This window comes from Blautia sp. SC05B48, from assembly GCF_005848555.1.
GTDB lineage: Bacteria > Bacillota > Clostridia > Lachnospirales > Lachnospiraceae > Blautia_A.
The window spans coordinates 1169585-1184035 of the sequence record NZ_CP040518.1 but is presented as its reverse complement, the minus strand read 5'-3'; the positions used below and the strand labels follow the sequence as shown (position 1 = coordinate 1184035).

Below are 14451 nucleotides of genomic sequence, written 5' to 3'. Positions count from 1 at the left end.
TATTGGTGATAGCTTTATTGGCATGAGTTGGGTATACTGTGTATAGCGTTAGAGGAAAGGAGGCAGACAACATGAAGCGATATAAAGTGGAAATGCAGCGAGAAGGTTCCGTAAAATATTTCTTTATACGGGATATGGAAACACTGGAAATTGTGTTGCTGCCAAGCAAGTATCTAATGCATCAGGTGCGGGCAAACCGTTCCCCGAATACTATACGGAGAAATGCATTTGCCCTTGCCTACTACTGGGAATATCTGCTGGAAGAAGAACATGAAGCAGAAGATGTCTATGGAATGGATTACGAAACGCAATATGATTTTTTCGCAGAATATCTGAAATGGCTGAAAGCTGGGAAACATACCGACAATTTGGATAAAGAACCGCAGAATAAAACCTGTAACGCTTACTTAAAAGAAGTGTTCAGGTTTTATTCTTTTTTAGAAGTAGTCAGAAATAACGGTTCCTGCCTGTCGGTATTATCCTATAATCAGCCGATCACAAAGGCAAATGCCATCGGGGTCAGAAGAACCATCCGCTCCCGGTCATTTAAAGGATACTTAAAAGAAGAGGAACGAAACGTCCGGGCAGCCGAACGGAACGAAATCGTAACGATTTTAGAAGCCTGTACAAACTGCAGGGATCAGGTGTTGATCTTACTGACATCGGAACTGGGATTCCGCATCGGTGAAATTTTGGGAATTGATTATACCAAAGACATCGATTACGAAAACCATGAGATCCGGGTAGACTTCCGGGATGATAATGAAAACGATGCAAGAGCAAAAAATGCCGAAGAGCGAAGAGGACGGGTGAGCGATGATACCTTTGAATTCCTGCTTTATTATATCGGGGAATACTGGGACATCCTGCAAAAACAGGAATACCTGTTTATTAACATCAAAGGGGATACCATAGGGAAGCCGTTAAGAGTAGACAGCGTCTACGATATGTTTGAACGCATGGAGAAAAAGACTGGGATCAAGATCACACCGCACATGCTTCGAAGATATTATGCAAATACGAGGTGGGAAGCAGACTGGCCGCTGGAAATGATCAGCCAGGCACTGGGACACAAGCATCTCGATACAACCATACGATATCTGAATGTTTTAGATGACAAGCTGAAAACAGCAAGTCAGGAATTTTACCGCCGATATTCCAAACTTTACGGAGTAGAACAGTTTTTGGAAAGCAGGAGGTGAAGATAGATGCCGGCAAGAAGGGTGTTTGCTTGGGAGCCGGAAGAACAATGGACATCAAGTGAAGAACGGGAAAAGAAGATAGAAGAACTGAGCCGGGAATTAGATGAAAGCATGGACAGCAACTCTGGAAAAGGCTGTCTGAAAGCATACTTGGTAAAAAATGAAGTGTGGCATATAGCAGACATCGATTATGAGCTTAGAGTGGATTATCGGAAATATCTGAAAAGCACTTATTCTGATTCAGCAGTACGCAGTTATTTACGTGGAATGGATAAGGCAAAATTATATGCAATCAGAAAGCATGCCAATACGTTAAAAGGAAAGCAGGAGATAGCAAAGAATACAGATTTAATCCACGAACTGCTCTTTTTACCATATCACCCAAATCCGGCAATCGCAGAAAGATATGACTGCAAAGTTGCCATTGATAAATTAGTTTGGGATTTTCGTGTAAACGGCTCAGAGCTATGCAAGCGTCAGCTTTTAGAAATTATCGAAGATGTCGTACTGCGTGACATAATGCTGAGAGAATGCACAATGCGGTTAAACGGTTTGAAGGTGGTATATCAATTTTGTATGCAGGAACATATTGAGGATTTAAGATATATTACACAGGTACAGGCCGATAAACTTGAAAAATATGCAGATACGGCATATGCAAAAGAGCTTGCACAAAGAGAACTCCGAGAATGTCAGAAATATCTTTTCTGCCATGCCAAGAATATTTTATGGGATTCAACAGTCTGGTATTTGGAAAGACTGCATCTGGAACAATATAGAGTCAACCCATCCAATCCTGTGAAAAAATTTTCCTTTATGGGCATAGAAAAAAGAGAGAACCGGGAAATTTTGCAGGAATACATGAAATACTGTCTGGGTGTTACACATTTGGCAATGAGTGGCATACAAGCCGAATTCTACAGGATTCTGGCATTTGTCATGTGGATGGAAAAAGAAACCGCGATGGAGCTGAAACTTGCATCAGAAACCGAAATAAAAAAATATTTCCAGATAATTGAGTTAAAAGAAGCTTCTTATTTTAATGATATTGTTATAGCAATCTATCAGCTATATGAATATCTGCAGACGAAAGAAATCATAGACAGGATACCATTTCGTTATGAGTATTATTTGAAAAAAGAAATACATTGTCATAATAACCGAAGCGTAGAGATGGAAATATATGAGAGGATTCTGAGAGAATTAAAAAATTTCCCTGAAATTCCAAGATTGATCCTTTTACATTCTATGCTGATTGGACTAAGGATCAGTGAAGTATGCACCCTGAAAGGGGATGCTTATTCCTGGCAGGGAAGAGATGCGTGGATACAGGTTTATCAGATGAAAATGCGAACATACAAAAGAGTACCGATTCCAGATGTTCTTTATAAGATTATGAAAAGATATTTGGAAAAATATCATATTGGAAGTGAGGATTATGTTTTTCAAAACAAACGGGGAGGGGCATATCAGTATGGTTCGTTTAAGTGGCAAATGAAAGAACTGTTTAATAAGAGGCAGGATATTTTCAAAGGGTATGATTTTAAATCACATGATTTCCGCCATACGATAGCGACTCTGTTATATGATGACGAAGTCCCTCTTCAGAGTATCCGGGACTATCTGGGACATGATTATGAAGAGATGACACAGCAGTATGTGGATTTTATGCCAAAGAAAATTTCAGCAGCGAATCAGGAGTTTTTCAGGAAAGGAGAAAACAGCCTGGCATCAGGAATCAAGAAGTGCAAACGTGGAAAATAAATTTTACATAAAAAAATTGGACTCCTATGAGAAAGCAAGTGAAATTTCAAAAATACGAATGGGAACAGAACCTTCGTATGACCTTGATTTACTGCCGTCTGTACAGATGCAGAAAGAAATGAGGAAGTTCCTGAAATACAGAGGACAACAGCTTGGGGCGGAAAAATTTTATACTGAGAGAAGATTTTACCATCATTTATGTAAAATGCTGCAAACCAGAAGAGACAGACCGGAAAGTTTTTTGGACTGGGACAAAGAAAAATGGAAGCAGCAGATGAAAATATGGCTTTTACAGCAGGGATTGCCCCTGACAGAAATTTCAAAATCCCATTGTGGGAATGAAACGGTATCACAGGCAAAGACATTACACTATATTGACCGATTAATAGATTATTTCCTTGATTTAAGAGATGCTGATGTAGATGAGATGACAAAGGATGTCTGGCAACTTGAAAAACTTGATATACAAGTGAAACAGGATCTGACGCGCACGACCAGAATTATAAATTTTAAGGAAATCTCCCAACAGGATCTCAGAGAGGAAGTAAAAAAGGCAATTTATTTTCAACTGAAAACAGAAAGCATCGGTACTGTAAAAAAAGAAATGACTGCCATTCGAAGGTTTTCAAGATATCTGAAGGAAAACAATAAAGAAGTAGATTCCTGCTCAAAGCTGGACAGGAAAATCATGGAAGAGTATTTGATATACATGAAAACAGAAGATACCGGGACAAAAAGATATCGGGCGGAGCTGACGAGACTGCGGGCATTGCTGAATATGGTAGCTGACGTCTATCAATATCCGCAGGTAAAGGATTTAATTTTGAATCGGGATATTCCACCAGATATAAGGGGAGAAATCAAAATTTATTCCGATCAGGAATTAAAGCGATTTAATGCTTTCCTTACGAAAGTGGATGTGCAGACGGCGAGACTTATGCTTATTCATCAAATGCTTGGAACAAGAATGTCAGATACACTGACACTCAGGACAGACTGCCTGATTGAAAAAGACGGTGAAACCATAATACAGATCCACCAAATGAAAACACATTTTTATGAAAAACCGATTAGTCAGGAACTGGCTGCCTTAATAAAGGAAGCGATTCGATACAGAGAAAAGGAGCACGGAAAAGGTAAATACATTTTTACAAGTTTAAGTGATCCTTCAAAACCAATGAAATATGCTACAGTCCAGCAAAAAATTACAGATAAAATATATCAGGAAAATCTCCGAGATGATAAGGGAGAATATTTTGGATTCGGTTCTCACATGTATCGGCATATTTATGGCATGAAGCTTGCCGAGATGCATGTGGATGACTGGACAATCGCAAGACTACTGGGGCATAGAAGCCTGAGAAATGTAAAGTATTACAGAAAGATGAGCAACAAAATACTGGCAGATGATACACGAAAAACAAGAAACCGATTATCTAAGATGGTACTGGAATGTCTGGAAGGATGGGAGGAAGAATATGAACAAATACGATTCGATGATAGCCTGCAATAAAAAAGCCAGTGAAGAAAAAGTAAACAGGGCAGTGACAGAAATCAGGCAGATGCTGACAGAACGGGAAAAAGTGACGGTCCCAAAACTGACAAAGAGGACAGGATTGTCCAGAGGATTCTTTTATAAGAATGAAACGGTCAGAAAAGAAATGGATCGTGCTCTGGAGCAGCAGGCAGGAATGATAGACCCCAAAAGATACATAGGTGACATTGTACTGAAGAATCGGATCAATGTATTAGAAGAACAGATCCGGGAGCTGAAACGTGAAAAAGAGCAAATGGAAAAAGAAAATGTAAGATTGAGAAAAGCCTTAAACAAGAAAGACCTGAACGTATTAAAAACTTTATAATCTGAATTAGAAAATAATCTGCAACGACCGGGAAGAATTTCCCGGTTGTTGTGGTTGGAATATAAAAGTGTAGATAACAAAAGGTGTGCATAAATTGTATTTATGATATACTTATCGATAAGTTAAATTCGAAGAAAGAGGATGATAGAAGATGGAAAATCCGTTTGAATTTCATGAAGAAGATACAATTATTGCATGCGTAGGTGACAATGGGGGAACTACCGATGAGGATATAAGAAATGGGTTCAAGCGTACCGTTGAACTTCTGACGGAATCATTGAAAACAGGTTCCGAAGTTGAAGATCTGTTAGTATATCCTATCGTTTATAACGCCAGACACAGTATTGAGCTATCTTTGAAGATTGTCATAAAAATGTTATGGCGAATAGAGGAAAAGAAAGGGATATGTTATTCTGAGGAAGTCTTAAAGGAAAGAAAAAAAGAATTACACACGCATAGTATTGAATGCCTATATAAATTAGCATGTGATAAGAAGAATATTGACAGAAGAATTCCTGCATATTTTGAGAATATAGAAGATATGATTTACTTTTATTATTTCGATGAAGAGGGGGATGCCTTCAAATATGAACTAAATAAAGAAGATGAACCACATATGATAAAAAACAAAATTTCTCATGTAAGTATTGAATTGTTAGAAACAGAATTTAAGGAAGTAATGAAAAAATTTGATGATTTGATATATTTTCTGGATAATTGTATCTTTGAATATTCGCTAGGAACATTTACCAAGAGCTTGTCGAGAGCAGATATATGGGATATTTCGAAGCGGCTTCCTGTATATGAAGAATGGAGAACAGAGAAATTCAAAGAAGTCAAAGATGAGATTAAGCAAGAATATCATCTCGGAAGTAAAGAATTTTCAGATGCTGTAAATCTAATTAAGGAAAATAGAGAGTTTTCGGTAAATATTGGATGCGAGAAAGTATTCGGGTCAATTACAGAAAATGAATTAAAAGAATACGCTTCATTGGTTAGATACTATTCTGAGAAAAGTAAATCTGACAACAAGGGTAAAGAGATAGGGTTCGATTTACGCAAAATACAAAAGAATGGGGAGATTTTGAAAAAATATTTATCCAGCATTTCTATGAATACATTAAATACACTATTATGTTTTAGTGAGATGAGTAATAGTTTCTTAGCGGTTGAACATTTGGAAGAGGTTCATGATGACATAGTCTCTAAGGCGTTTGACGGAACATATCTCATAAGAAAACTAAAACAAAGAAATATATGTTTAAGAATCTTATATGGAATGAAAAAGTGTGGACAGGTGACTTATGCAAAACAGTTGAGTGCTGCACTGGAACAAGAAGGAGTAGAGCTAACGCTTTGAGAACAATAGTGAACACGATACACTCGTGTCTCTGACGTTAAAGCCAGTGTTTTAGAGGGCTGGGAGAGGGATGCCTAATTTTATGGATGAGCCGACAGCAGGGCTTGATGTCGGAGCGAGGGAGAGGATGCTGGATATTTTAAGAGAGTATATGGAAGAAGAGCCGGAGAGAAGTATCCTGATCAGCTCACATATTTCTTCGGACTTAGAACATCTGTGTGATGACATTTATGTGATTCATCAAGGAAAGATTGTACTTCATGAAGAGATGGATACGATTCTTGAAAAATATGCAGTGTTGAAAGTCAGTGAGGAACAATATCAGGAAGTAGATAAAAGATATCTTTTAAAAGAGAAAAAAGAGATTTTTGGAATTACCTGTCTGACGAATGAGAAGCAGTATTATATAGAAAATTATCCGGGAATCGTAGTGGAGAACGGATCACTCGATCAGGTGATCCTGATGTTGACAGGAGGTGGGAGATGATGAAAGGAATCAGAGGGCTTTTGGAAAAGGATTTTCGATTGTTTTTTCGACAGGGTGGTAATCTTTTTTTGGTGTTAGTGTTTGTAGCATTGTTTTTTATACTTACAGGAAAAAAGGCAGCTGCTTTCATTGCAATGTATATCCCATCTGTTCTGGCGATATATTCAGGTAATACGATCAGTTATGATGAAAATGGCCATGGTTACACATATTTATTTTCTTTACCCGTAAATAAAAAAATATATGTCAGAGAAAAATATATTTTTTCCTTTATCATGACAGCATGTGGATGGTGCATTGGAATGATCTGTGCAGGAATTATGGTGCTCATAAATCCTGAAGAGGTGTTTGATCTGGAAATGCTGGCAATGGAGTTGATCACATTTTTTGTGTTTCAGGCAATTGCGGGAATTATGATCGCGATCAGGATAAGGTTCGAAGGAGAGAAAGGGCGAATTGTGCTGCCAATCGCAATTTTAATTATTTTTGCGATTTGTTATACAATTAGATCTTTTGTGAAGACTAACTTGGGATTAAAAGAAAGTATTCTGCATATGATAGGGGGAATAGGGGATTTTGAAATCGCGATTGCCCTTATTGTGCTAAGTCTGCTTATATGGTTTGCTTCGTATAAGTATAGTATGAGAGCTATGAAGAAGAAAGAGTTTTAGGATAGGCGTGGCAAAAATGCTCCATTAAAAATAATGATTATAAAGATGTAATAGCTACCAAAAATATGAGAAAAACTTTGTGGAAAAATAGGATTGTGTTTCGTAAGAGTCCCTTGTAAAATAGCGGATAAGGATGAAAAGAAAAGGAGACACTTATGGGAACCAATGAAAAAGATATGACTGCCGGATCTCCTGGAAAACTGATCATAACTTTTGCCATACCAATGATGCTTGGAAATATTTTTCAGCAGTTTTATACAATGGCAGACACCATGATTGTCGGACAAGTGGTAGGAGTTGAAGCACTGGCGGCAGTAGGTGCCGGAGATTGGCTGGTATGGCTGGTGTTGGGGATCATGACAGGTATTACACAGGGTTTTTCTATTCTTGTATCTCAGTATTATGGAGCAAGGGAAAAGGAAAATCTGAAATGTGCAGTAGCGAAAAGCTATATCATGACAGCATTACTGTCTGTGGTCGTACTCGCAGTAAGTGAAGGTACAGTTTATCATGTTCTTTTATTTTTACAGACACCGGATAATGTCATTGATCTGACAATGCTATATTTGCGGCTGATCTTTGCAGGAATCCCGATCATAGCTGCTTATAATATATTTGCAGCGATCCTTCGGGCACTTGGAAACAGCAGATCTCCGTTGATCGCAATGACAGTGGCAGCAGTGATCAATGTGGGACTGGATCTGTTATTTGTGGCGGTTTTTGGCTGGGGTATAGCCGGAGCAGCAGTGGCAACCGTTATCGCACAGGGATTTTCAGCCTTGTACTGTTTGATCGTATTACGTAAAATCCCGGATATCCGCCTGGAAAAGAAGGACTTTTACAGGCAGCCCTCTATGAGCCTGCGGCTTTTGGAACTGGGAGTTCCTCTTGCGATACAGAATGTGATCATCTCCGTGGGAGGACTTGTGGTACAGTATGTGATCAATGGATTTGGTTTTCTGTTTGTGGCGGGATTTACGGCATCGAACAAGCTGTATGGGGTTTTGGAGATGGCTGCCGTTTCATATGGATATGCTATTACAACCTATGTAGGCCAGAATCTTGGTGCAAAGAAATATCAGAGGATTCGAAAAGGTGTGCGCAGCGGCACTTATATGGCAGTGCTCACTTCGGCTTTCATTTCCGGTATGATGGTGTTGTTTGGACGTAATGTACTGTCCCTGTTTGTATCCGGTGAACCGGATCAGACCCGACAGGTATTGGATATAGCATATAAGTATTTGTTTATTATGGCTGTTTTTTTGTGGGTGCTGTATCTGCTGTATGTGTATCGTTCCGCTATCCAGGGCCTGGGTAATACTTTGATTCCGCTTGCCAGCGGCATTGCAGAATTTATAATGCGTGTCAGTGTTGCGCTGCTGCTGCCAAAAATGATCGGCGAAGATGGAATATACTATGCAGAGATCTGTGCATGGAGCAGCGCAGCTGTTTTATTATTCGTAAGTTATATGATCATTATACGGAAATATAAAGAAGTCACTGTTCATACATAATGTCATTTACTTGAGGAATCTATAATGATATACAGGCGGAAAATATCCGGGTTTTAATATGAAATGTTCAGATATTTCATATTTGACAGAAAAACTATTTATATAAAAAGAAAAGTATGATATTATGTACTTATTCGTTGCAACTATGAAAATTGAATAGTCAGAAGGGTGTATAAAGTACTTAATAAGGAATCTGGTGAAATGCCAGAACAGCCACCGCTACTGTGACAGGGACGAAAACCAAAATATCACTGGAGAGATCCGGGAAGATGGTAAGTAGGAAGAACTGGAGTCAGGAGACTTGCCTTTTTGACAGAAGAATTCTGATTCGGATGGGATACAGAAGGAATAAGCTCTGCCTGAGGTGGAGGTTTGTTTTTTGTGCTGATATGATGCTGGATCATATCAGCCTTTTTTATTTTAACCGAATAAACAGATGAAAAATGAGGAGAAATGAAAATGGGAAAAGTAATTGCAAAGCGTTTTATATTTATGATTCCGGTAGTTCTGGCGGTTACATTTATTATTTTTATGCTGAGTTTTATATCGGCAGGTGATGCGGCCAGAGTTCTGGCGGAGAAAAAATACGAGCACCCGTCACCGGAGCAGATAGAAGAAGTACGGCATGAGGAAGGACTGGATCAGCCGGTGCTGGTACAATACGGGAAATGGCTGGATCAGGCACTTCATGGCGATTTTGGAAAATCATATTCTACCAGAAAACCGGCTTTTGAGGAATTAAAAAGATATTTTCCACAGACATTTAAACTGGCAGTTACTTCGTTTTTATTGTTGATGATCGTATCAGTCCCTCTCGGAATTTTGTCGGCAATTTATGAAAACAGAGTTCTGGATAAAGTCATTCGCATTTTGTCGTCCCTCAGTGTATCTATGCCGTCTTTCTGGATCGGTCTGATGCTGCTCTATATATTTGGAGTAAAGCTAAAAGTGATTTCCGTGATCGGAGGAGATGCCGGAGGCATCCCGATTCTTGCGGCATTTGCCATGGATATCAGTTTCTTTGGAATTATGACGAGATTGATCCGTACCAATATGATACAGGTGCTGAAGCAGGATTACATACGTGCCAGCAGAGCTAAGGGATTGTCATCTGTAAATGTAATTTTGCGTCATGGTCTGAAAAATATCCTGATTCCTGTGCTGACACGTCTGGTATCAATTGTGATTGGTTTTTTCTGTGGCTCAGCTGTGATAGAAAGTATTTTTTCAATTCAGGGAATCGGAAATCTGGCATTGAAATCCGTGATCTCAAAAGACACTCCGGTGCTGCAATGTTTTATCTTTATTCTGGCTGTTGGCATTGTAGTATTAAATTTTCTTGTGGATATCGCCTATTCTGCGATTGACCGGCGAATCCAGTTAAAGTAAAGGAGAGATCATAGAATGGGAAGCAGAAGAAAGCAGAAAACAGAAAAAAGCATGATCCAGAATCTGTACTGGAAACAGGTATTCCGGTCACCAAAAACAAAAATAGGATTGATGGTGGTCATAATTTTTGTATTGGCAGCTATTTTTGCACCTGTACTGGCGCCACATGATCCACTACTTGTGGATGTTTCGATAAAATTAAAGAATCCGTCGGCGGCATATCCTTTAGGTACTGATCAGCTGGGACGATGTATTTTATCAAGACTTCTCTGGGGCAGCCGGTATTCACTGAGCTATAGCTTTACGGTGCTTCTGATCACCGTATGTGTCGGGGTGCCGATCGGACTGTTTGCCGGATATGTAGGTGGAAAAATCGATTCGATAATTATGAGGATCATTGATGTATTTATGGCTATGCCGGTCTTTATTGTTGCACTTGCCATTGCAGGAACCGTAGGAGCCAGCGGCGCTCATCTGATCCTGTCCTTATCGGTCGTATCCTGGGCAGAATATGCAAGGCTTGCCCGTGCATTGACACTTCAGGAAAAAAATAAAAATTATATGACCGCACTAAAAGCCGGAGGCTGCGGCCACGCAAGGATCATATTCAGACATGTATTGAGAAATATCCTGCCATCTGTGATCGCACTGGCAACAATGGAAATCGGTTCGATCATTCTGTCAATTGCCGGTTTTTCCTTTATCGGCCTTGGTGTGCAGGCACCGACACCGGAATGGGGGATCATGCTTAGTGACAGTAAAAGTTATATCCAGACTTATCCAAGACTGATGTTTTATCCGGGTATACTGATCATGATCATTGTTCTGGCATTTAATTATCTGGGGGAGGGAATACAAAATGGAACAGACAAAAAATGATGTTCTAAAGGTAAAAAGATTACATGTGGAGTTTCAGACCTCTCACGGAATGGTTCATGCAGTAAAAGATGTCAGCCTGGAAGTAAAGCGCGGAAGGATCCATGCCCTGGTGGGAGAAAGCGGAAGCGGCAAGTCAGTTACCTCTCTGACGATCATGAATCTGCTTGCAGGAAATGGAAAGGTGATATCCGGAGATGTGACACTGAACGAAAAGAGTCTTCTGAAGTTATCAGGAAAAGAAAAACGACAGTTATACGGAGACAGGATCGGAATGATCTTTCAGGATCCGACCGCTGCTCTTGACCCGCTTTTTACAGTTGAACAACTGCTTCTGGAAGGACTGAGGAAACATCGCAGAATGAGCAAAAAACAGGCAAGGGAAGCTGCGTTGGAAAGTCTGCGGATGATGAATCTGCGTGATCCGGAAGAACTGATGAAGAAAAAACCTTACGAATTGTCTGGTGGTATGTGCCAACGTGTTATGATCGCCATTGCCATGTCCATGAAACCGGATTATCTGATTGCAGATGAGCCGACGACAGCATTGGATGTAACCGTACAGAAGCAGATCCTGGAAGAAATCTATCAGCTATCCAGGAAAGAAAATCTGGGTGTGTTATTTATTACGCATGATCTGGGTGTGGTGGCAGAGATCGCAGATGATGTTTCGATCATGAAAGACGGCGAAATAGTGGAAAACGGAACAGTTGAAGAGATCTTTTATCATCCGCAGCATTCATATACAAAAAAACTGTTGGATGCAGTTTTATAGGGGAAAAGTATGAGTACGTTACTAAAGACAGAACATTTAAAAAAATATTATGGCAAGAAAAAAATTGTGAAGGCAGTGGATGATGTAAGTCTGGAAATCCACGCAGGATCATCCATGGCCCTGATCGGTGAAAGTGGAAGTGGTAAAACTACATTCGGAAAGCTGATCGCCGGCCTGGAGAAACCTACAGATGGAAAATTCTGGTTTCAGGGACAGGAAATGCAGGATTTGTCTGAAAAGCAGTTTCGTCCATATCGCAAGAATCTTCAGATGGTCTTTCAAAGCAGCAGCGGGGTATTTGATCCCGGTTATACCATTGGAGAAAATATTCTGGAAATTTTGAAATTACATGAAAAATTGCAAGAGGGAGAGTATGAAGAACGGGTAAAAGAAGCTTTGATCCAGACGGGGCTTGATCCGGATATTCGCAACCGTTATGTTGGACAGATTTCAGGAGGTCAGTGTCAGAGAGCTAATATTGCGAGAGCATTGGTATTAAGACCGGAACTTGTGATCTGTGATGAACCGGTATCCAGTCTGGATTATTCCATACGAAAGCAGATCCTGCATCTGTTAAATGAACTGCAGGAAAAATATGAGATGACCTATTTACTGATCACTCACGATCTGTCCAATGTTCCATATCTCTGCAAAGAGGTGGCTATCATGTATCAGGGACGCGTGGTCGAGTTTATCGATCATACGGACAGCTTAAAGGAGACTGCTGTACATCCTTATACAAAAGATCTGTTTGATTCTATTCCGGTAAAAGAACCGAAAATGCGAAGAATCGGATCGCAGGAAAAGAAAATATTTTCAGATACCATTCCGGAACAGGGCTGCCCATATCAGAACCGGTGCATAAGATGTACAAATATATGCAGAGAGCATATACCGGAATTGACAGAAATTGAAACAGGACATTTTGCGGCATGTCATATGCTGTAAAATATAAAACAAACAAAGGAGAGGAAGAAATGAAGAAAAGACGTGTAGCAAAACTGATAGCATTGAGCATGGTGGCGGCAACTTTACTGACAGGTGTCAATGTACAGGCAAAAGAGGAAAAAGTAGTTACGGCAATGACATCCATTGATCTGACTCCTGAACTTTGTGACCCTACAAAAAGTGGTCCGGACTTTCGTCTTTATGAAATGATCTATGATCCACTGGTGCGTTATGGAGAAAATGGAGAAATTAAACCGGCATTGGCAGAATCCTGGGATATCAGCAAAGATGGCACAACCTATACGTTTCATTTAAGAAAAGATGTGAAATTCTCAGACGGTACAGTGTTTAATGCAGACAATGTGATGTGGAATTATAACAGATGGGTGGAACAGGATGTGATTGGTAACTTTTCAGCCAAACTGGAAAATGTTACAAAGGTAGATGATTATACTGTAGAATTTAAGTTTGCAGAACCATGCTATACACTGCTGATCGAATTCAGCTATCCAAGACCATTCCGTTTCACCTGTGAAAGTGCAATGGATGAAGACGGAGAATTTTGTCAGGAAGTGGGTACCGGAATGTGGATGATCGACAGTTATGAAAGCGGTCAGGAGGTTGTCCTGGTACCAAATCCTAATTATTACGGTGAGAAACCAAATATTGATAAAGTAGTTCTGAAACAGGTGGCAGACGGTGATGCCAGAGTGATGGCACTTCAGAGTGGAGAGGCAGATCTGAATCTTCAGGATATTCCATCCGAAAGCTTCAGTATTATCCAGGCAGATAAAAATTTATCGACAGAACAGCAGGTTTCCACACTTTCTTACTATCTGATCGAAAATTATGATACACCGGCGCTTCAGGATATAAACGTACGTCAGGCACTGAATTATGCAACAAATAAAGAAAGCATTGTAAATGATCTGCTGGATGGTTACGGCAATCCGGCAACCGGACTTATGTCTCCGACAGTTCCTTATGTAACAGAAGAAAACAGCAAGGGTTATCCATATGATCCGGATAAAGCAAAGGAACTGTTAAAGGAAGCAGGATATGAGGATACAGACGGAGATGGTATTGTAGAAAAAGACGGAGAACCACTGAGCCTCAGACTGGTATTCCAGACTGAAGAATATGCTTCCTGGAAGTCACTGTGTGAATACCTGAAATCTGAATATGAGAAGGTTGGTGTGGGTGTTGAACTGGTAGAAAAAGAATCTGCAGCTTACTTTGATGAGATCTGGAACACCAGAGACTACGATCTGTGCATTTACCGCAGCTATGAAGACTCCTGGATGCCTCATGGTTTCCTGAAATCAATGTTCTACGCGGAAGATGGAGCAAAGGCAGTAAACTGGTACGATGAGGAGCTGAACAAAGATCTCGGAGAAGTATTAAAAACACAGGATGAAGAAAAACGTACGGAATTATACGATAAGATCCTTACACGTATCAATGATCAGGCAGTAACAGTGCCGCTGTATTATCCGAACCGTGATTATATTTATAATAATACCAGACTGACCAATGTAGAGCTTGCACCGACTGCCTATGAAGGCATTAACTGGGCAACACTGGATGTAGTGGAGTAAAAAAA

General features: G+C 39.9%; 12 protein-coding genes, 1 pseudogene and 1 riboswitch. All 13 genes and pseudogenes read left to right on the top strand.

Annotated elements, in window-relative coordinates; translation table 11 throughout:
* Window positions 1-71 precede the first annotated feature (71 nt).
* A complete protein-coding gene (locus EYS05_RS05375; protein WP_055155791.1) occupies window positions 72-1202 on the top strand; it encodes a tyrosine-type recombinase/integrase in 1131 nt (376 codons plus the stop codon).
* A 6-nt stretch (window positions 1203-1208) separates the two neighbouring features.
* Window positions 1209-2966, top strand: a complete 1758-nt coding sequence (locus EYS05_RS05370) for a tyrosine-type recombinase/integrase (protein ID WP_138276766.1) — start codon at window positions 1209-1211, stop codon at window positions 2964-2966.
* Window positions 2956-4479 (top strand): tyrosine-type recombinase/integrase, encoded by a 1524-nt coding sequence (locus tag EYS05_RS05365; RefSeq protein ID WP_117802415.1) that lies wholly within the window; start codon window positions 2956-2958, stop codon window positions 4477-4479. Before EYS05_RS05370 ends, EYS05_RS05365 begins: the two co-directional genes overlap by 11 nt.
* Window positions 4445-4828 (top strand): DUF6262 family protein, encoded by a 384-nt coding sequence (locus EYS05_RS05360; protein ID WP_055155794.1) that lies wholly within the window; start codon window positions 4445-4447, stop codon window positions 4826-4828. Before EYS05_RS05365 ends, EYS05_RS05360 begins: the two co-directional genes overlap by 35 nt.
* Window positions 4829-4979: 151 nt before the next feature.
* The gene (locus tag EYS05_RS05355; protein WP_055155795.1) at window positions 4980-6188 is read left to right on the top strand and encodes a hypothetical protein; all 1209 of its coding nucleotides are present in this window, start codon (window positions 4980-4982) and stop codon (window positions 6186-6188) included.
* Window positions 6189-6270: 82 nt separating this feature from the next.
* Window positions 6271-6675, top strand: a pseudogene (locus tag EYS05_RS05350) (ABC transporter ATP-binding protein); the annotation flags it as partial.
* Window positions 6672-7346 (top strand): ABC-2 transporter permease, encoded by a 675-nt coding sequence (locus EYS05_RS05345; RefSeq protein WP_138276765.1) that lies wholly within the window; start codon window positions 6672-6674, stop codon window positions 7344-7346. The pseudogene EYS05_RS05350 and the gene EYS05_RS05345, both read left to right, overlap by 4 nt.
* A gap of 155 nt (window positions 7347-7501) precedes the next feature.
* Window positions 7502-8860, top strand: a complete 1359-nt coding sequence (locus EYS05_RS05340; RefSeq protein WP_118626467.1) for an MATE family efflux transporter — start codon at window positions 7502-7504, stop codon at window positions 8858-8860.
* 149 nt (window positions 8861-9009) lie between these two features.
* A riboswitch (cobalamin riboswitch) is annotated at window positions 9010-9183 on the top strand.
* Window positions 9184-9319: 136 nt separating this feature from the next.
* Window positions 9320-10249, top strand: coding sequence for an ABC transporter permease (locus tag EYS05_RS05335; protein WP_118626465.1), 930 nt, complete (start codon window positions 9320-9322; stop codon window positions 10247-10249).
* Window positions 10250-10264: 15 nt separating this feature from the next.
* Entirely contained in the window at window positions 10265-11128 is an 864-nt protein-coding gene (gene nikC / locus EYS05_RS05330) for a nickel transporter permease (RefSeq protein WP_243119232.1), read from the top strand.
* Complete coding sequence (locus EYS05_RS05325; protein WP_138276764.1) at window positions 11109-11900, top strand: ABC transporter ATP-binding protein; 792 nt, start codon at window positions 11109-11111, stop codon at window positions 11898-11900. Before nikC ends, EYS05_RS05325 begins: the two co-directional genes overlap by 20 nt.
* Before the next feature lie 9 nt (window positions 11901-11909).
* A complete protein-coding gene (locus tag EYS05_RS05320) occupies window positions 11910-12848 on the top strand; it encodes an oligopeptide/dipeptide ABC transporter ATP-binding protein (protein ID WP_138276763.1) in 939 nt (312 codons plus the stop codon).
* 29 nt (window positions 12849-12877) lie between these two features.
* Complete coding sequence (locus tag EYS05_RS05315; protein WP_243119230.1) at window positions 12878-14446, top strand: nickel ABC transporter substrate-binding protein; 1569 nt, start codon at window positions 12878-12880, stop codon at window positions 14444-14446.
* Window positions 14447-14451: the final 5 nt, after the last annotated feature.